Consider the following 18,936-nt stretch of genomic DNA (forward strand, 5'->3'; position numbering starts at 1 on the left):
CCAACGCACATGCAGCTTGAAATATGACGGGTATTATTTGACGTGCTTTTGCCGACGGCCATAGACCAGCCAGGTCACCAGCACGCAGACGATATAGAACACAAGGAAGACTTTCATCGCACCTACCGGCGAGCCGGTCATGGCGAGGGACGTGCCGAACGCTTTGGGAATGAAGAAGCCCCCGACCGCGCCGATGGCCGAGATAAACCCGAGCGCCGCCGCAGTATCGGTAACCGCTTCCTGCTGGGCTTGCTCTTCCGTCCCGCCGCGCAGTTTCACCTTGTAGATGGTGATTTGGCGGAAGATAACGGCGATCATCTGGAAGGTGGAACCGCTGCCTAAACCCGCGGTCAGGAACAGGCCCATAAAGACCAGATAAAAGGCGGTAAAGTTTCCGGAACCCGTTCCTGGAAGCGTCAGGAACAGCAGGGCGCTGAATAGGGCCATAAAGACAAAATTCACCAGCGTCACGCGCACACCGCCAAGTTTGTCCGACACCACGCCGCCCGCCGAACGCGCCAGCGCGCCAATTAGCGGACCGAAGAACGCGAGATGAAGAATATTCACGGCCGGGAACTGCGTTTTTGACAGCATTGCAAACCCGGCTGAAAAGCCGATAAACGAGCCGAATGTGGCCAGATAAAGCAGACTGAGCAACCATAAATGCGGCTGTTTAAGTACCGGCAACTGGCTGGCAATGGACGCTTTTGAACTGGCGATATCATTCATACCAAAAAATGCCGCGAGCGTTGCGATAAACAGCAGCGGTGCCCATATCCACGCGGCGTTCGCCAGCGCGAGCGTGGAGCCGTCATCCTGGAGCACGCCGTGAACGCCCAGGAAGGAAAACATCGGTAAGAAAATCACGACCGGCGCGACCATTTGCATCACGCTGACACCCAGATTACCCAGCCCGCCGTTGATTCCCAGAGCACTACCTTGTTTTGATTTGGGGAAGAAAAAACTGATATTGCCCATGCTGGACGCAAAATTTGCACCGGCGAATCCACACAGCAGCGCAATGGTGATAAACACCCAATACGGCGTAGCGCTATTCTGAACGGCGATGCCCAGCCAGACGCAGGGAATAATCAAAATAACCGTGCTAAATAGTGTCCAGTAACGGCCACCAAATATCGGCACCATAAAAGAATAGGGTACGCGTAATATCGCTCCGGAGAGAGAAGGGAGGGCGGTTAACAAAAAAAGCTGATCGGTTGTGAAATTAAAACCCACTTTATTAAGATTTACCGCAACGGCGCTAAATAACATCCATACGCAGAAAGCCAGTAACAGACAGGCGACGGAAATCCACAGATTTCGTCGTGCAATATATTTGCCTTTGTTCTCCCAAAATTCCGCGTTTTCAGGTTTCCAGTTATTCAAAAGGTAATGATTATTCTTCTCACTTTTTTGTGACATATCGCCCTCGGACTGACCCATATCGTGGAGAAAAGGAAAGTGAAAACAGACAGTTATTTTAAAGTGTGACGTTATGAATTTTTTGGATGTTTTGGGATACGTCTGAAGGATAGATAAAAAAGCGAACCCCTGTGATTAGAAGGGAGAAAGGAGTTCGCTTTAAGTGTTACTAATTGTAAAATTTAACAACTTCCTATACTCCATAAGAAGTATTATGCCAACTCAAGCGTTATTAATTTATTCAGATGCTGATTAAATGCGGCATCGTCCATTTCGGGCATCCCCAGAACATAAATACCATCCAGTCCACAAACCAGGCCGATTAAACGCCAGGCAATATTTTCTGGGCGATCCTTCAAAATAAAGGCATTGTCAGCAGCACCTGCGCGAATAATAGCGACCGTTTCCTGGTGCCACATTTCCATTGTGAGCACATAAGCGCCTTTTATTTCCGGGTCGCGAGTGGCCAGGAACTGTGCTTCACGCCAGAGTCGAATATAAGGTTCGAATCCCCCTTCATCGCTACCGAGCATGCCGTGAAGTCGGTCGCGCCAGCTGGCACTTTCAGGCACCACTTCTGCATCGAGCAGGGCACGAATCAGGTGGATAAATGACTGTGATTTCAACTCGCCGATGCTGGTGAAGTGATGGTGAACCTGTCCGGCTGCGACGTTTGCCTCAGCGGCAATGCGCCTGACGGTCATCCCGCTAAATCCTTCATTCAGGGCCACCCGCATGGCGGCCTGAAGGATAGCATCTCTGCGTTCGTCCTTGCTTAGATAGGTCATTTCTCATCACTCTTAATGGTAACGAAACGAGTGTAACAAAAAGCTGGACACACGTTCAACTTTCCGTAGGATCGCATCCTGGACATGTGTCCAGAAAAGGTAAAAAGGATCTTTATGTTTCGTCAGTGGTTAGCGTTAGTCATTATCGTGCTGGTGTATATCCCGGTGGCGATTGACGCAACGGTGCTGCACGTCGCCGCACCGACATTGAGCATGACGCTCGGCGCCAGCGGCAACGAATTGCTGTGGATTATTGATATTTATTCGCTGGTGATGGCCGGGATGGTGCTGCCCATGGGCGCGCTGGGCGATCGTATCGGCTTTAAAAAATTGCTCATGCTCGGCAGCGTGTTATTTGGATTGTCGTCGCTGGCGGCGGCGTTTTCGCCTTCAGCGGGCTGGCTGATCGCTGCGCGTGCGTCGCTGGCGATCGGTGCCGCGATGATTATTCCGGCAACGCTCGCGGGGATCCGCACGCTCTTTACCGATCCTCGGCACCGTAATATTGCCCTCGGCGTGTGGGCGGCGGTGGGGTCGGGCGGTGCGGCGTTTGGTCCATTGGTTGGCGGTATTCTGCTGGAGCACTTCTACTGGGGATCGGTCTTTTTGATCAACGTCCCGATTGTGATTGTGGTTGTCGCCCTTGCGGCACGCCTCGTCCCGAAACAGCAGGGGCGCCCCGAGCAGCCGCTAAATATTAGCCATGCGCTGATGCTGATCGTCGCGATTTTGCTGCTGGTTTACAGCGCCAAAACGGCGTTGAAAGGGGCGCTTTCGCCGTGGCTTGTTGCGATGACGTTACTGACCGGCGCCGTGATGCTGTTTATTTTTGTGCGTATTCAGTTGCGCGCCAGCACGCCGATGATCGACATGCGCCTGTTCTGCAATCGCATCATTTTAAGCGGCGTCGTGATGGCGATGACGGCCATGATCGCGCTGGTGGGTTTTGAGCTGCTGATGGCGCAGGAGTTGCAGTTTGTTCACGGCTTCACGCCGTTTGAAGCGGGCAAGTTTATGCTGCCAGTGATGGTCGCCAGCGGGTTCAGTGGGCCTATTGCCGGCGTGCTGGTAGGGCGTCTGGGCCTGAGGATCGTGGCGGCGGGCGGCATGGGGTTGAGTGCGGTGAGTTTCTTTGGATTATCGATGCTCGATTTCAGTACGCAGCAGTGGCAAGCGTGGAGCCTGATGGTGCTGCTGGGCTTTAGCGCCGCCAGTGCGCTATTGGCGTCAACGTCCGCCATTATGGCCGCCGCGCCAAAAGAGAAAGCGGCCGCCGCCGGTGCGATTGAAACCATGTCCTATGAGCTGGGTGCGGGGCTAGGGATTGCGATTTTTGGTCTGCTGCTAACTCGCAGCTTCTCAGCGTCGATTGTTCTGCCGCAAGGGTTGAACGACACGCTGGTTGAAAAAGCGTCGTCATCCATTGGTGAAGCCGTGAAAGTGGCGCAGGAGCTGACGCCGACGCTGGCAGACTCGGTCATTGAATCCGCCAAAGCCGCTTTTATCACCTCGCACAGCGTGGCGTTGGGAAGTGCAGGCGGGATGCTGTTAATCCTTGCGATCGGTATTTGGTTTAGCCTGGCGAAAGTGAAACAGTAGCCATTGACCCGGCGGCGCGTAGCATGCCGGGTATCACGCACTATCTCTGTCGGCGCGTGCCTCATGCTTTTAAATCGAGCAGCGAGGTTACGCCGTCAGCGAACAGCTTTTGTCCAGCGCTTCAATTTCGGTTCCGCTAAAACGCGCGTATTGCCCGGTTAACCGCCAGAAAGCCGGCTGCGTTTCGGTATAGATTTCGGCGGCTAACACCAGTCGACGGCGCTCATCTTCACTCAGTTCCAGCAATGTCCACGGGACAAAATAGCGTTCAGTTGACGTCAGTTCGTACCACAGCGGGCAGCCGCAACCGGGACAGAACCACCGTTCGCCGCGTGCCGACGACGAGAAGTGCGAAGGGGCTATTGAATCGTGTTCCACAGCTGGCACGCCTGCGGTTTCCAGATACATGGCAATGCCGCCCGACCATTTTTGGCACGTTGTGCAGTGGCAGGCATACACATCCAGATTTTCAATGTTGACGCTGAAATGGCTCATCCCACATAAGCAGTGTCCTGTATAGATTTGCATGGCGTACTCCTTTATCACGCCAGATGACCGCGATAAAAAAAGCCAGCCACGAGGGCTGGCCTTTTTAACTCACAAATTCTTAGAACTGGTAGGTCAGGCCCAGTGCAACGATGTTATCGGTAGCGATTTTCGCATCGTTGGTGAATTTGTTGTCGTCCAGCAGGTTGATTTTGTAATCAACGTAGGTGGACATGTTTTTGTTGAAGTAGTAGCTCGCGCCCAGCTCGATGTACTCAACCAGATCCTGGTCACCGTAAGTCTCGATATCTTTGCCTTTGGACTTCAGGTAAGCGATGGACGGACGCAGACCGAAATCAAACTGGTACTGAGCAACAGCTTCAAAGTTTTGCGCTTTGTTGGCAATATGCTTGTCACCGAAGACCGTCATGTTGCGGGTTTCGGAATAGGTGGTTGCCAGATAGATGTTGTTCGCATCGTATTTCAGGCCAGCCGCCCACACTTCAGCGTTATCGCCGGAGGCATTCAGAACGCTCTGCGCTGCGTAACGGACCTGATCGTCGGTACGGTCAGCTTTTGCGTAAGTTGCACCCACGGCGAAGCCGTCGAATTCATAAGTAGAAGAAAGACCCCAGCCGTCGCCGTTCGCTTTGGTGACGTCATCACGGTCGTTTTTGCCCTGGTACTGCGCAGCCACGTTCAGGCCGTCAACCAGACCGAAGAAGTCCTGGTTACGGTAGGTTGCCACGCCGGTGGTACGGCCGGTCATGAACACGTCGGTCTGAGTCCAGGTATCTCCGCCGTATTCTGGCAGTACGTCGGTCCATGCGCCGATGTCGTAAGCCACGCCGTAGTTACGACCGTAGTCGAAAGAACCAAATTCGTTGAATTTCAGGCCCGCGAATGCCAGACGGGTTTTGTTGCCTTTGTCACCGTTGGATTCGTCGTTGTTGCCTTTGAACTCATATTCCCACTGACCAAAACCGGTCAGCTGATCGTTGATCTGGGTTTCACCTTTGAAGCCCAGACGCACGTAAGTTTTGTCGCCGTCGTTGTCGGTGTCATCAGAGAAGTAGTGCAGACCGGTCACTTTACCGTACAGATCCAGCTTGTTTCCGTCTTTGTTGAATACTTCTGCTGCGTTTACCGCACCTGCTGCCAACAGGGTAGTCACTGCCACTGCAACTAATTTAAGTTTCATTTTTAATCGTCCTTATAATTTTCTTTAAGCATGTCCTGAGCCATTGCTAAACAATTTCTCAACGAAGTGGTTTGTCAATGGAATGCTATTTTTAAAAATCTTCGTGTGTTCTTTCAATAATAAGTTTCAGGATATTGCTTTTAATTTCAATTAGTGTGACCGAGATCGGATTAAATGGCCTCAAATTACCGGTATCGGTTATTTGTTATTCTAATTACAGCTATTTTCAACTTATGACAATTAATTGAGTCATAGTTTCAGAGTGGTTTAGTTACCTTTGAATATTATCTGTTATTTTAGAGTTTTTATACTTTAAATATTCTCCGCGAGGATATAAAGCAAAGAGTTAGATGTTATTGCGCAGCTATTTTCGAAATGTTCAGCGAGGGATTATTGCACGACGCGTTATGTCAGCCGGGAATAATAGGCGGTAATTAATACTGCATGTTGTCAGTTTCTGTCAGCAATAATGTAAGGAGACGTTTCGGTCGAGTAAATATAACCAAAAGATTCACGGATGCACGAGCGGAGAAATGAATATTTTGACGCGCGATCACAAATACGTTACCGCGCAATAAGCGCGAAAGAATTCTCCTTCGCGCTTATCTTTTATTGTTGCTTATTTCGGGTTGCGTACCAGCACAGAAGCGATCCTGCGCAGACCATCAGTGCGCCTTGCCAGAAGGAGAACGAAAGCGGGGCGTTAAGCAATACGGCAGCGAGGGCGGCGGAGAGCACAGGCGTAAAATAGGAAACTGTGGCCAGTACCGACACGTTTCCGTGAAGAATGCCGATATTCCATGAGGCATAACCAAACCCCAGCGCCACGCCGCACATTAATAGTTTGGTAACCACGGGCACGCTAAAGACCATTTCAGGCTGAACGCTGAAGAGATATTTCAGCCACAGCGCCAGCGCAGTGAGTAACACAAACAGCGTGATCCCGTTGTTCCCTTTGGCATATTTACTGGTGACGGTGCAGTACGCCGCCCAGATAAATGCACCCGCAAACGCCAGACCGTAGCTCAAAGGATTCGACACGACATTGCTGATAATTTCATCGAGATGTAGCCCTTGCTCGCCGCCTAAAACCCATGCCACGCCGAGTAGCGAAATCAGTAATCCGGGGATCACCCACAAATTCGTTTTTTGCCCGTTGAACACTATCGCAAAGACAATCGTCAGGCTCGGCCACAGATAATTTACCATCCCGACTTCGATCGCCTGATGTCGGTTGCTGGCGTAACCCAACGACAACGCCAGACATATTTCATAGCTGACAAACAGCACGCTGCCAGCAATAAGATAGCGCGGCGGAAATCGTTTCAGATTGGGAAATCCAACGGTCAGCAGGCACAGTAATCCGCTGAGGGTGTAGATCATTGCCGCGCCGCCCACGGGCCCGAGCCCTTCACTGACACCGCGAATGAGTCCCACCATTGTGCTCCATAAGACAATCGCGGCGAGGCCAATCAGTGTTGCTCTTTTCCTGTCCATTACTTTCCCAAAAACCTGTCATTAAGGGGCAAATTTATAGCATTTTTTCAAAGGCTTTCGCGAACGATTCAGCAAGTAGCTCATCCTAAAGGATTATCTAAAGTCGCCAGCGGTGACTATTTAGGGGGCGAAGATACTTGAGATTGATTTGACGCAAAAAATGCAGGGATATTACTGATAGTTTTCGGCGCGAAGACTCATTCCTATCACGAGGACCGCAATGGACGTCAGCCGCAGAAAGTTTTTTAAAATCTGCGCGGGCGGTATGGCCGGAACAACAGCCGCTGCGTTGGGATTTGCTCCCAAAATAGCGCTGGCTCAGTCGCGCAACTATAAATTGCTGCGCGCAAAAGAGATCCGCAACACCTGCACATACTGCTCCGTGGGATGTGGGCTATTGATGTATAGCCTGGGCGATGGCGCGAAGAACGCCAAAGAAGCGATTTATCATATCGAAGGGGATCCGGATCATCCGGTCAGTCGTGGGGCGCTGTGCCCGAAAGGCGCGGGTTTGCTGGATTATGTTCACAGCGATAATCGACTGCGTTACCCGGAATACCGTGCGCCAGGTTCCGATAAATGGCAGCGTATTTCCTGGAACGAGGCGTTTTCCCGGATCGCGAAATTAATGAAAGCCGACCGTGACGCCAACTTTATCGAGAAGAATGCGCAGGGCGTAACCGTCAACCGCTGGCTGTCCACCGGGATGCTGTGCGCCTCTGCGGCAAGTAATGAAACGGGCATGCTGACGCAAAAATTCGTGCGTTCACTCGGCATGCTGGCGGTAGACAACCAGGCGCGCGTCTGACACGGACCAACGGTAGCAAGTCTTGCTCCAACATTTGGTCGCGGTGCGATGACCAACCACTGGGTTGATATTAAAAACGCAAACGTCGTGATGGTGATGGGCGGTAACGCTGCCGAAGCCCATCCAGTGGGATTCCGCTGGGCGATGGAAGCGAAAAACAATAACGATGCGACGCTGATCGTCGTCGATCCACGCTTCACGCGTACGGCCTCGGTAGCCGATATTTATGCGCCTATTCGTTCCGGTACGGACATTACGTTCCTGTCTGGCGTGCTGCTGTATCTGATCGAAAACAACAAAATCAACGCCGAATATGTCAAACACTACACCAACGCCAATCTGCTGGTGCGGGAAGACTTTGCCTTTGATGACGGCCTGTTCAGCGGCTATGACGCTGAAAAACGGCAGTACGACAAATCGTCCTGGAACTATCAGTTCGACGAAAAGGGTTTTGCTAAACGCGATGAAACCCTGACCGATCCGCGCTGCGTATGGAACTTGCTGAAACAGCACGTTTCCCGTTATACGCCAGATGTGGTGGAAAATATCTGCGGTACGCCGAAAGCCGATTTCCTGAAAATCTGTGAAGTGCTCGCCTCCACCAGCGCGGCTAACAGAACTACGACGTTCCTGTATGCGCTCGGCTGGACGCAGCATACGGTTGGCGCACAGAACATCCGCACCATGGCGATGATTCAGCTGCTGCTGGGGAATATGGGCATGGCCGGCGGCGGCGTAAATGCCCTGCGCGGACACTCCAATATTCAGGGGTTAACCGATCTCGGTTTGCTGTCCACCAGCCTGTCCGGGTATCTGAGCCTGCCCTCCGATAAGCACGCCGATCTGCAAACCTATCTCACCGCGAATACGCCGAAAGCGACGCTTGCCGATCAGGTGAATTACTGGGGTAACTATCCGAAGTTCTTCGTGAGCCTGATGAAATCGTTTTATGGCGATGCAGCGCAGAAAGAGAACGACTGGGGCTTTGACTGGCTACCAAAATGGGATCAGGCCTACGACGTCATCAAGTATTTCAACATGATGGATAAAGGCAACGTGACGGGCTATATCTGCCAGGGCTTTAACCCCGTCGCGTCGTTCCCGGACAAAAACAAAGTGGTGCGCAGCTTAAGCAAGCTGAAATACATGGTGGTTATCGATCCGCTGGTCACTGAAACGTCGAACTTCTGGCAGAACCACGGCGAGATGAACGATGTGGATACGGCGTCGATTCAGACCGAAGTGTTCCGTCTGCCGTCGACCTGTTTTGCAGAAGAAGACGGCTCGATTGCCAACTCCGGGCGCTGGTTACAGTGGCACTGGAAAGGCCAGGATGCGCCGGGTGAAGCGCGGAACGACGGCGAAATTCTGGCCGGGATTTACCACCGTCTGCGCAAAATGTATCGCACAGAAGGCGGTAAAGGCGTCGAACCGCTGCTGAAGATGAGCTGGAACTATAAGCAGCCGGATCATCCTGAATCGGAAGAGGTGGCGAAAGAGAACAACGGCGTGGCGCTGGCGGATCTCTATGACGCCAACGGTACTCTGCTGGCGAAAAAAGGGCAGTTGCTGAGCAGCTTTGCGCTGCTGCGCGATGACGGTTCTACCGCATCGTCGTGTTGGATCTATGCCGGAAGCTGGACGGAACAGGGCAACCAGATGGCCAACCGCGATAATGCCGATCCGTCGGGTCTCGGCAATACGCTCGGTTGGGCGTGGGCGTGGCCGCTCAACCGTCGCGTGCTGTACAACCGTGCCTCGGCGGATATCAACGGTAAGCCGTGGGATCCTAAACGGATGCTGATTGAATGGAACGGCACGAAGTGGGCAGGTAACGATATTCCTGACTACAACACTGCCGCGCCAGGCAGCGCAACCGGGCCGTTTATCATGCAGCCGGAAGGGCTTGGGCGGCTGTTTGCGCTCGATAAGCTCGCCGAAGGGCCATTCCCGGAACATTACGAGCCGATGGAAACGCCGCTCGGCACCAACCCGCTGCACCCGAACGTGGTTTCAAGCCCGGTCGTTCGCCTGTATGAAGACGACGCGCTGCGCCTCGGCAAGAAAGATAAGTTCCCGTACGTCGGGACCACGTATCGCCTGACCGAGCATTTTCACACCTGGACCAAACACGCGCGGCTTAACGCGATCGCGCAGCCGGAACAGTTTGTGGAAATCAGCAAAACGCTGGCGAAAACGAAGGGGATCGCCAACGGCGATCGCGTCACGGTGAGCAGCAAACGCGGTTTTATTCGCGCGGTCGCGGTCGTAACGCGCCGTCTGCAAACGTTGCAGGTTAACGGTCAGCAGGTCGAAACCGTCGGTATTCCGCTGCACTGGGGCTTTGAAGGGGTGGCGCAGAAGGGCTATATCGCCAATACCCTGACGCCAAACGTCGGCGATGCCAACTCGCAAACGCCGGAATATAAGGCGTTTCTGGTTAACATCGAGAAAGTGTAAGGAGCGATTAAATGACAATGGAAACACAAGACATTATTAAACGCTCCGCGACCAACCCGATGACGCCCGCGCCTCGTGCGCGGGATTTTAAGGCGGAAGTGGCCAAGCTTATCGATGTCTCCTCCTGTGTGGGCTGCAAAGCCTGCCAGGTGGCCTGTTCAGAGTGGAATGACATTCGCGATGAGGTTGGGCACTGCGTGGGGGTTTACGATAATCCCGCGGATTTGAGCGCCAAATCCTGGACGGTGATGCGCTTTAGCGAAACGGACCAAAACGGCAAGCTGGAGTGGCTGATCCGCAAAGACGGCTGTATGCACTGTGAAGATCCGGGGTGCCTGAAAGCGTGTCCGTCGGCGGGGGCCATTATTCAGTACGCCAATGGTATCGTCGATTTCCAGCAGGATAACTGCATTGGCTGCGGCTACTGTATCGCGGGTTGTCCGTTCAACGTTCCGCGGCTGAACAAAGACGATAACCGGGTATACAAATGCACGCTGTGCGTGGATCGCGTGAGCGTGGGTCAGGAGCCGGCCTGCGTGAAAACCTGTCCAACCGGTGCGATCCATTTTGGTACCAAAAAAGAGATGCTGGATGTGGCGCAGGAGCGGGTCGATAAGCTGAAAGCACGCGGCTATGCGAATGCGGGCATTTACAATCCGCAGGGTGTCGGTGGAACACACGTCATGTATGTGTTGCACCACAACGATCGGCCGGAGCTTTATCATAATCTGCCGAAAGAGCCCGCAATTGATACCTCCATTAATTTGTGGAAAGGCGCGTTGAAACCGCTGGCCGCGGCTGGTTTTGTTGCCACCTTTGCCGGGCTGATTTATCACTACATCGGTATCGGGCCAAACAAAGAGGTGGATGATGAGGAGGAAGATCGTCATGAGTAAGTCAAAGATGATCGTGCGCACGAAGTTTATTGACCGCGCCTGTCACTGGACGGTGGTGATCTGCTTCTTCCTGGTGGCCGTGTCGGGAATTTCGTTTTTCTTCCCGACGCTGCAATGGCTCACTGAAACCTTCGGCACGCCGCAGATGGGGCGCATTCTGCATCCGTTCTTTGGCGTGCTGATCTTCGTGGTGCTGATGTTTATGTTCGTGCGCTTTGTGCATCACAACATCCCGGACAAGCAGGATATTCCGTGGGTGAAGGGGATTGTCGAAGTCCTGAAAGGCAACGAGCATAAAGTCGCGAAAGTGGGTAAATACAACGCCGGTCAAAAGATGATGTTCTGGACCATCATGAGCATGATTTTTGTGCTGCTGGTGACGGGGGTAATCATCTGGCGTCCGTATTTTGCGCACTATTTCCCGATCCAAGTGATTCGCTACAGTCTACTGATCCATGCGACGTCCGCCATTATTTTGATTCACGCCATCCTGATTCATATGTATATGGCATTCTGGGTGAAAGGGTCGATTAAAGGCATGATCGAAGGCAAGGTCAGCCGCCGCTGGGCGCAAAAACATCATCCGCGCTGGTATCGTGACGTCGAAAGGCTGGAAGCTAAAAAAGAGAGTACGGAAGGGATAAAGTAAACCCTTTTCTGTATCGCTAAACCCGCATCGGATAACAGTTCGGTGCGGGTTTTTTATGTTGATGACTGATAATTAAACGAGATTAAATCACGCTTAAAATCGCTCAGAAATATACCGGAACGGATAATCGGTCGGTTTAATCTTGCCAATTTTTCGACGCTTTGGCAGTTTGACCGTCTCAGCGGGCAGCGATTTGTAAGGGATCTGCGAAAGCAGGTGCGAGATAATATTCAGCCGGACGCGTTTTTTATCTTCAGATCGCGCAACATACCACGGTGCCCAGGCGGTATCGGTCGCGGCAAACATGGCATCGCGCGCTTCGGTGTATTCATCCCAACGATTGAACGACTTAATGTCCATTGGTGACAGCTTCCAGGTCTTGCGCCCGTCGTCAATACGATCGCGCAGGCGGCGTTCCTGCTCTTTTGGCGTCACTTCGAGCCAATATTTGATCAGGATAATGCCCGCATCCACCATCGCGCGCTCAATAATCGGCGCACCATCCAGAAACTTTTCGACCTGTTCCGGCGTGCAAAATCCCATGACGCGTTCAACGCCTGCGCGGTTGTACCAGCTGCGGTCAAAAATCACGATTTCACCGGCAGAGGGCAGATGCGGCACGTAGCGCTGAAAATAGAGCTGACTTTTTTCTTTGTCGGTCGGCGCGGGGAGGGCAATCACCCGGAAAACACGGGGACTGACCCGCTCGGTAATAGCCTTAATAGTTCCTCCTTTTCCTGCGCCGTCGCGCCCTTCAAACACGATGCATACTTTAAGGCCCTTCGCGACAACCCATTGCTGGAGCTTCACCAGTTCCACATGCAGACGACGCAGTTCTTTTTCGTAATCTTTGGTTTTGAGGGGCGCACGTTTAACGGTTTCAGCAATGACCTTTGTCACTTTCTTATTCGCCATGATTACCGTCCTGTTACGGATTCAGTGAGGAGGATCGGGAGGTCTCTCTGTGAAGTGTAATCGTGGCCCGACAAGTCAGCGTAAAATATTCACAGCCTATCCGAAATAATGGATAGATCGGTCAGAAGGCCGATTGGAACTGGCTCACATCCCGCGTTTAATGAATAATGACTGTTGCAAAATTTTAACAAATGGCTGTGGTATGAAAAAAACCGTTTTCTCGTTAGCACTGGGCACTTTTGGTCTGGGAATGGCCGAATTTGGCATCATGGGCGTGCTAACTGAGCTGGCTCGCGACACCGGCATCACGATCCCTTCCGCCGGGAGCATGATTTCGTATTACGCGTTCGGTGTTGTCATTGGCGCGCCTGTCATTGCGCTGTTTTCTGGCAAGTTCTCACTAAAAACGATTCTGCTCTTTCTGATTACTCTGTGCGTCGTCGGAAATGTGATCTTTACGCTTTCCACCTCCTATCTCTGGCTGGCAATAGGCCGACTGGTGTCCGGATTTCCCCACGGTGCATTCTTCGGCGTTGGGGCGATCATCCTGTCTAAAATTGCACCGCCGGGCAAGGTGACCTTAGCCGTAGCCGGGATGATTGCCGGCATGACGGTCGCAAATCTGGTAGGGGTTCCGCTGGGCACCTGGCTTGGGCACGAATACAACTGGCGCTACACCTTTTCTCTGATCGCTGCTTTTGATGCGCTGGTGATCCTGTCGATTATTTTCTGGGTTCCCACGCTGTATGACAAAACGGATTCCAGACTGATCGAGCAATTCCACTTTTTGAAAAAACCGGAACCCTGGTTAATTTTTGCCGCGACGATGTTTGGCAATGCAGGCGTATTCGCGTGGTTTAGCTTTGTGAAGCCGTTTATGGTGAATGTTTCCGGTTTTTCGGAAGCCTTCATGACCGTCATCATGATGCTGATGGGCCTGGGGATGGTGTTAGGGAATATGCTGAGCGGCAAATTATCCGGACGCTACAGCCCGCTGCGCATTGCCGCTACCACCGATCTGGTGATCGTCCTGTCGCTGGTGGCGCTCTTTGCCTTTGGTGAGCACAAATCGGCCTCGCTGCTGATGGGCTTTATCTGCTGTGCTGGCCTTTTTGCACTCTCTGCGCCACTGCAAATTCTGTTACTGCAGAATGCGAAAGGGGGAGAATTGCTGGGTGCGGCAGGAGGGCAGGTAGCATTTAACCTCGGCAGCGCCATCGGTGCCTATTTCGGTGGGATGATGATTACGCTTGGCTACAGCTGGAGCTACGTCACACTACCCGCAGCCATTCTGTCGTTCGCGGCCATGTCTTCGTTACTGATGTACGGTTATAAAAAAGGAAAACGGAATCAGGCGAACGACAACGCGCTAGCGTGATCATTACCGAATAATATCTTACGTGAGCGCCTGATTTTCTGTCATGCAGGCGTCATGGTTCTGTCATCTGCTAAACGTAACGTGTTGTCTTCTCAATAACCGAAGAGTTAAAAGACAATGCATCTGGTTAAAAAAATCATCGCCGTCAGCGTTCTCCTGTCCGCCTCCGTACAGGCGCAAAATATTCTGGAATTCCCGCAGCCAGAAAATAATCCCGAAGAATTCTATGCCGTTACCGAGATCCCGGCGGGCGGCATTATCAAATACGAAACCGACGCCAAAACCGGTTTTATTATTGCCGACCGTTTCCAGTCGATGCCGGTGGCCTATCCGGCTAACTATGGCTCGCTGACCCAGTCTCTGGCGGGAGATGGCGATCCGCTGGACGTTATTTTCTATACGCGTGCGCCTTTGGCGCCGGGGACGCTCATTAAACTGCGCGCGATTGGCGTGCTGAAAATGATCGATGGCGGTGAGAAAGACGATAAAATCGTCGCCGTTCCGGCAAGCAAAATCGACCCAACGTACGACGACATTAAAGAGCTCAGCGACCTGCCGAAAATCGAAGTGCAGCGCCTGGAAGCTTTTTTCCGCGTCTATAAAGACTTGCCAGAAGGGCGCAAGAAAGTGGAGCTGAGCGGCTTTAATGATGCCGCTACCGCGAAGCAGGAAATTAAGCAGGCATGGGATGCCTGGAAAGAGAAAAAACCGCAATAAAAACTGGCCCGGCGTTTAACCGCCGGGCGCAGATTTACAGCTGGGCTTCCAGAATTTTAATCTCCTTTCGCCACTGTTCCTGAAGCTGAGGTTTTTGATGCTTCGGCTTACGCGCCAAATCCTCCGCCAGCAACGATTCCAGCGTCACCAGCCGTTCAAGCAGATCGTCGCATTCCGGCAGGCGATCCTCTTCAACAGACCGCGACGTGGCGATCGGTTTCAGGCCGCTGCTTTCGCGCAGCCGTTCAAAGACCGCGTCAGCATCGTGCCATTCGCTCAGTTTTCCATCCTCGACCAGCCAGAATCGATTACAGCTTTGACGGATTAACTGCCTGTCATGGCTCACCAGCAGCACGCCGCCCTCAAACTGTTGCAGCGTGTCGGCCAGCGCCTCTTTACCTTCCATATCCAGGTGGTTGGTCGGCTCGTCAAGCATCAGCAGGCTGTAGCGGGCAAGCGTGAGTCCGACAAACAGCAGACGTGAACGTTCGCCACCGCTGAGCGTTGAGACTTTTTGCGCGTGTCGCGCCCACGGAAAACCTGCGCTAATCAGCGCCATTTTGCGGACCTGCGGATCGGGCGCGAACGGTTCAAGTGCGTCCAGCAGCAGCGCGTCATCCGGCAGCTGATGCAGCGTCTGGTCGTAATACCCCAGCGTGACACGCGGGTGGATTTTCAGCTCATCCGTGTCTTGCCCGGCGGTAAATTGTCGCCAGATAAGCTTCATCAGCGAAGATTTACCGCAGCCATTGCGCCCCATAATCGCGATGCGATCGCCGCTTTTAAGCCGGGCGATGTCAACGTTAAACAGGGGCGTTAACCCAGGCGCAGGTGGAACGGCAAGATGTTGCATCTCCAGCAAGCGATCCGCGCGCAGCGCATCACCTCTGAGCGTGAGCGTCCACGGGCTGCCCACGGTGAGATCGGTCTGACTCTCCTTTAAGCGCTCGACCTGTTTTTCCATCTGTTTGGCTTTGCGGGCCAGATCTTCGTTGTCGTAGACCTTGCCCCAGGTCGCCAGCCGTTTTGCGCTCGCCGCAACACGATCAATCTCCTTTTGCTCCGCTTTATGCCGCAGGGCGTCGCTTTCGTCTCGTTCCGCCAGCGCCTGACGTGCCGCAGTGCAGGGCAGCGCGAAGGCGTGCAGCGTTTTATCGCGCAAAATCCAGCTTCCGTTGGTGACAGCATCAAGCAGTTGCCTGTCGTGGGAAACCAGCACGAAGCTACCGGACCAGTTCTGCAAAAACTGCTCCAGCCACAGCATGGTGGGGAGATCAAGGTGGTTGCTCGGTTCATCCAATAACAGCAGATCGGGATCGCTAATTAGCGCGCGAGCCAGCAGCAGACGCGTATGTTGTCCGCCGCTTAATGTCGCGGAGTGCAGCGCCATATCGGGTGCAGTGAAACCCATTGTCGCCAGCAGCGTTTCTGCCTTCCAGCGCAGGCTATCGCGCTCATTCGCCGGGAGTTGCGCCAGCACGGCATCGATCATCGTCAGGGAATAAATTGCCTCCGGCAGATGCTGTTCGACGCGCGACATCAGGCAGTGTCCGGCGAGTGCGACTGTGCCGACAGCCGGAGAATCAGTGCCGTCGAGAATTTTCAGCAGGGTACTTTTGCCGCAGCCGTTATCACCCAGCAAACCAATGCGGTCGCCTTTTTTCAGGGTAAAGGAGAGCGAGTCGAAGAGCGTCGTGAACGCGGTATCAACACGTAAAGATTGTGCAGTTAGTAATGTGCTCATTGTTGCTTACTCAAGTGTTACAGGCATGAAAATGCCTCGTCAAACGTCGCTGACGATAACTCAGTAAGCCCGAGAGAAGGGATTCAGTAGAGGGTGTCTTCGCTCAAGCAGAAGTTATCGCAACATGAAGTCGATAACGCTTGAGCTAGTGCGATCACCTAAAGTATGTGAAAAATTGAAAATTTCACAGTACAGCATAATTGGCCTCCTTATATATTCATCAAGTTAATGGATAAAAGGAGTGTAACGGGGTCGGCGGGATTTTGCTAGTCGGGCAAGAAGACGTTGCGAATCCGTGCCTGACCCTCTCCTGCGTAGAGAGGGCCAGTTGGTCATCGGATTTAAATCGAGGTACGACGATAGCTGCGGTATTCCGGCATCCAGAAGTTTTCGTCGATCGCTTGCTGCAGCGCATCGGCGGAGGTTTTCACCGCCACGCCCTGCTGCTGCGCCATTTTGCCGACGGCAAAGGCAATAGCTCGCGACACGATGTGAATATCTTTGAGTTCCGGCAGAACCAGTCCTTCGCCATTTTTCACCAGCGGTGAGTGCTGCGCCAGCGTTTCGCTTGCCGACATCAGCATCTCATCGGTAATGCGCGACGCGCCGGAGGCAATCACCCCCAGGCCAATACCCGGGAAGATGTAGGAGTTGTTGCACTGAGCGATGGGGTAGAGTTTGTCTTTCCAGATGACCGGGTCAAACGGGCTGCCGGTAGCGACCAGCGCGTTGCCTTCGGTCCAGGCGATAATGTCCTGCGGCGTGGCTTCGACACGCGACGTCGGGTTAGACAGCGGCATCACGATCGGACGTGCACAGTGCTTGTGCATTTCGCGAATGATTTCTTCGGTGAATAATCCGGTCTGGCCGGACACGCCAATCAGAATATCGGGCTTGACGTTACGCACGACGTCCAGCAGAGAGAGCACCTCGTTATCGGTGTCCCAGTTTTTCAGGTTTTCGCGCTTTTGCACCAGTTTAGTCTGGAAAGGCAACAGGTTCGGCATGGCATCCGTCAGCAGGCCAAAGCGGTCAACCATAAAGACGCGTGAACGCGCCAGTTCTTCACTCAACCCTTCGCGCTGGGTCTGGGCGATGATCTGCTCTGCAATACCACATCCCGCAGAACCCGCACCGAGGAAGACAATTTTTTGATCGCTCAGTTGGCTGCCCGCCGCGCGGCTGGCGGCGATCAGCGTCCCGGCGGTGACCGCCGCGGTACCCTGAATATCGTCGTTGAACGAGCAAATTTCATCGCGATAGCGGTTGAGCAGCGGCATCGCGTTTTTCTGCGCAAAATCTTCGAACTGCAACAGAACATCCGGCCAGCGATGTTTAACCGCCTGGATGAAATCATCGACGAACTGGTAATACTCGTCATCTGTTACGCGCGGGTGACGCCAGCCCATATACAGCGGGTCGTTCAGCAGTTGCTGGTTGTTCGTACCGACATCCAGTACAACCGGCAGCGTGTACGCCGGGCTGATGCCACCACAGGCGGTATACAGAGAGAGTTTACCGATTGGAATACCCATCCCGCCGATACCCTGATCGCCGAGACCCAAAATACGTTCGCCATCCGTCACCACGATCACTTTGATGTTGTGGTTTGGCACGTTTTGCAGGATGTCATCCATGTTGTGGCGATTCTCGTAAGAGATAAACACGCCGCGCGAGCGACGATAAATCTCGGAGAAACGCTCGCACGCCGCACCGACGGTGGGGGTGTAGATCACCGGCATCATCTCTTCGAGATGATTTTGCACCAGCCGATAGAAGAGGGTTTCATTAGTATCCTGAATGTTTCGCAGGTAAATGTGCTTATCGATTTCGGTTTTGAAACCCTGATACTGGATCCAGGCGCGCTCGGCCTGCTCTTCGATGGTTTCGACCACTTCCGGCAATAAGCCCAGCAGGTTGAAGCTGCTGCGCTCTTCGGCGCTAAACGCGCTCCCTTTGTTCAGCAGGGGAAACTCCAGCAGAACCGGTCCCGCATAGGGAATATAAAGGGAACGATGTTTTTTTGCTTTATTGTCCATGTCACTCACTCGATTTTTAGATATCCGTCCCTGGCACTGTAGGTTGTCATCTTTCTGGCTTGCTGGCAGGGCTGCGGTCGGATAGTAGTATAAAGGAGCTGAATGTTAATTACTCGTTGCGCACATACAAAAACACCATCGGTTTTGCCGATGGTGTTATCAGTCTGACGGGAATTTTATTTATCTGCGTGACGTTTTCTGCCGGACGCATGGGTGACTACCGTTTCGTTGCTGCCCTCGATCACCACTTTACGTTTGTTGGAGAGCTTGTAGTTCAGTCCCAGAATATGACGTGCATGACGGTTCGATTTCATGTGTACTCCTCAATTCTGTTGCG

The 18,936-nt window shown here is 53.0% G+C and carries 15 protein-coding genes; 6 read left to right on the forward strand and 9 right to left on the reverse strand.

Features of this window, described 5'->3' with window-relative positions; genetic code table 11:
* Positions 1-33: 33 nt before the first annotated feature.
* Positions 34-1,422, reverse strand: a complete 1,389-nt coding sequence (locus AC0LWE_RS02425) for a NarK family nitrate/nitrite MFS transporter (protein ID WP_219346546.1) — start codon at positions 1,420-1,422, stop codon at positions 34-36.
* Between the two features lie 212 nt (positions 1,423-1,634).
* Positions 1,635-2,210, reverse strand: a complete 576-nt coding sequence (locus AC0LWE_RS02430; RefSeq protein ID WP_202666716.1) for a TetR family transcriptional regulator — start codon at positions 2,208-2,210, stop codon at positions 1,635-1,637.
* Positions 2,211-2,324: 114 nt separating this feature from the next.
* Between AC0LWE_RS02430 and AC0LWE_RS02435 the strand changes: the two genes are divergently transcribed.
* Complete coding sequence (locus tag AC0LWE_RS02435; RefSeq protein ID WP_219346547.1) at positions 2,325-3,809, forward strand: MFS transporter; 1,485 nt, start codon at positions 2,325-2,327, stop codon at positions 3,807-3,809.
* Positions 3,810-3,896: 87 nt separating this feature from the next.
* On the opposite strand, the gene AC0LWE_RS02440 is transcribed toward AC0LWE_RS02435, so the two are convergent.
* The 3 genes from AC0LWE_RS02440 to yddG form a co-directional block, all read right to left on the reverse strand.
* Entirely contained in the window at positions 3,897-4,337 is a 441-nt protein-coding gene (locus AC0LWE_RS02440) for a GFA family protein (RefSeq protein WP_219346548.1), read from the reverse strand.
* A gap of 79 nt (positions 4,338-4,416) precedes the next feature.
* Entirely contained in the window at positions 4,417-5,496 is a 1,080-nt protein-coding gene (ompC, locus tag AC0LWE_RS02445) for a porin OmpC (RefSeq protein WP_131486613.1), read from the reverse strand.
* A gap of 609 nt (positions 5,497-6,105) precedes the next feature.
* Entirely contained in the window at positions 6,106-6,993 is an 888-nt protein-coding gene (gene yddG, locus AC0LWE_RS02450; RefSeq protein WP_219346549.1) for an aromatic amino acid DMT transporter YddG, read from the reverse strand.
* A 220-nt stretch (positions 6,994-7,213) separates the two neighbouring features.
* Between yddG and fdnG the strand changes: the two genes are divergently transcribed.
* Genes fdnG through fdnI form a run of 3 tightly spaced genes read left to right on the forward strand, consistent with a single transcriptional unit; the run spans position 7,214 to position 11,806 of the window.
* Positions 7,214-10,261 carry a formate dehydrogenase-N subunit alpha gene (gene fdnG, locus AC0LWE_RS02455; RefSeq protein WP_234593676.1) on the forward strand — a complete coding sequence of 1,016 codons (3,048 nt, stop codon included), beginning with the start codon at positions 7,214-7,216 and terminating at the stop codon, positions 10,259-10,261.
* Positions 10,262-10,272: 11 nt separating this feature from the next.
* On the forward strand, positions 10,273-11,157 hold the full coding sequence (gene fdxH, locus AC0LWE_RS02460; protein ID WP_219346551.1) for a formate dehydrogenase subunit beta: 885 nt from the start codon (positions 10,273-10,275) through the stop codon (positions 11,155-11,157).
* Entirely contained in the window at positions 11,150-11,806 is a 657-nt protein-coding gene (gene fdnI / locus AC0LWE_RS02465; RefSeq protein WP_059178952.1) for a formate dehydrogenase-N subunit gamma, read from the forward strand. Before fdxH ends, fdnI begins: the two co-directional genes overlap by 8 nt.
* 93 nt (positions 11,807-11,899) lie before the next feature.
* Here the strand turns inward: fdnI and ppk2 are convergent, their stop codons facing one another.
* Positions 11,900-12,721 (reverse strand): polyphosphate kinase 2, encoded by an 822-nt coding sequence (gene ppk2 / locus AC0LWE_RS02470; protein WP_059178951.1) that lies wholly within the window; start codon positions 12,719-12,721, stop codon positions 11,900-11,902.
* A 202-nt stretch (positions 12,722-12,923) separates the two neighbouring features.
* Between ppk2 and araJ the strand changes: the two genes are divergently transcribed.
* On the forward strand, positions 12,924-14,099 hold the full coding sequence (araJ, locus tag AC0LWE_RS02475; RefSeq protein WP_219346552.1) for an MFS transporter AraJ: 1,176 nt from the start codon (positions 12,924-12,926) through the stop codon (positions 14,097-14,099).
* Between the two features lie 117 nt (positions 14,100-14,216).
* Complete coding sequence (locus AC0LWE_RS02480) at positions 14,217-14,816, forward strand: inorganic diphosphatase (protein ID WP_131486607.1); 600 nt, start codon at positions 14,217-14,219, stop codon at positions 14,814-14,816.
* A 34-nt stretch (positions 14,817-14,850) separates the two neighbouring features.
* Here AC0LWE_RS02480 and AC0LWE_RS02485 read toward each other — a convergent pair whose 3' ends face one another.
* The 3 genes from AC0LWE_RS02485 to sra form a co-directional block, all read right to left on the reverse strand.
* Positions 14,851-16,560 (reverse strand): ABC-F family ATP-binding cassette domain-containing protein, encoded by a 1,710-nt coding sequence (locus tag AC0LWE_RS02485; RefSeq protein WP_219346553.1) that lies wholly within the window; start codon positions 16,558-16,560, stop codon positions 14,851-14,853.
* 341 nt (positions 16,561-16,901) lie between these two features.
* On the reverse strand, positions 16,902-18,599 hold the full coding sequence (locus AC0LWE_RS02490) for an NAD-dependent malic enzyme (protein WP_219346554.1): 1,698 nt from the start codon (positions 18,597-18,599) through the stop codon (positions 16,902-16,904).
* A gap of 176 nt (positions 18,600-18,775) precedes the next feature.
* On the reverse strand, positions 18,776-18,913 hold the full coding sequence (gene sra / locus AC0LWE_RS02495; RefSeq protein ID WP_133630277.1) for a stationary-phase-induced ribosome-associated protein: 138 nt from the start codon (positions 18,911-18,913) through the stop codon (positions 18,776-18,778).
* Positions 18,914-18,936: the final 23 nt, after the last annotated feature.

Source organism: Lelliottia sp. RD5 (assembly GCF_056032945.1).

What these genes read in the sequence shown, in the direction of transcription:
- sra (WP_133630277.1), bottom strand. Translation starts at nt 18,913, where the DNA reads ATGAAATCGAACCGTCATGCACGTCATATTCTGGGACTGAACTACAAG.
- AC0LWE_RS02490 (WP_219346554.1), bottom strand. Translation starts at nt 18,599, where the DNA reads ATGGACAATAAAGCAAAAAAACATCGTTCCCTTTATATTCCCTATGCG.
- fdxH (WP_219346551.1), top strand. Translation starts at nt 10,273, where the DNA reads ATGACAATGGAAACACAAGACATTATTAAACGCTCCGCGACCAACCCG.
- AC0LWE_RS02485 (WP_219346553.1), bottom strand. Translation starts at nt 16,560, where the DNA reads ATGAGCACATTACTAACTGCACAATCTTTACGTGTTGATACCGCGTTC.
- AC0LWE_RS02435 (WP_219346547.1), top strand. Translation starts at nt 2,325, where the DNA reads ATGTTTCGTCAGTGGTTAGCGTTAGTCATTATCGTGCTGGTGTATATC.
- fdnI (WP_059178952.1), top strand. Translation starts at nt 11,150, where the DNA reads ATGAGTAAGTCAAAGATGATCGTGCGCACGAAGTTTATTGACCGCGCC.
- AC0LWE_RS02480 (WP_131486607.1), top strand. Translation starts at nt 14,217, where the DNA reads ATGCATCTGGTTAAAAAAATCATCGCCGTCAGCGTTCTCCTGTCCGCC.
- AC0LWE_RS02425 (WP_219346546.1), bottom strand. Translation starts at nt 1,422, where the DNA reads ATGTCACAAAAAAGTGAGAAGAATAATCATTACCTTTTGAATAACTGG.
- araJ (WP_219346552.1), top strand. Translation starts at nt 12,924, where the DNA reads ATGAAAAAAACCGTTTTCTCGTTAGCACTGGGCACTTTTGGTCTGGGA.
- yddG (WP_219346549.1), bottom strand. Translation starts at nt 6,993, where the DNA reads ATGGACAGGAAAAGAGCAACACTGATTGGCCTCGCCGCGATTGTCTTA.
- ompC (WP_131486613.1), bottom strand. Translation starts at nt 5,496, where the DNA reads ATGAAACTTAAATTAGTTGCAGTGGCAGTGACTACCCTGTTGGCAGCA.
- AC0LWE_RS02430 (WP_202666716.1), bottom strand. Translation starts at nt 2,210, where the DNA reads ATGACCTATCTAAGCAAGGACGAACGCAGAGATGCTATCCTTCAGGCC.
- AC0LWE_RS02440 (WP_219346548.1), bottom strand. Translation starts at nt 4,337, where the DNA reads ATGCAAATCTATACAGGACACTGCTTATGTGGGATGAGCCATTTCAGC.
- ppk2 (WP_059178951.1), bottom strand. Translation starts at nt 12,721, where the DNA reads ATGGCGAATAAGAAAGTGACAAAGGTCATTGCTGAAACCGTTAAACGT.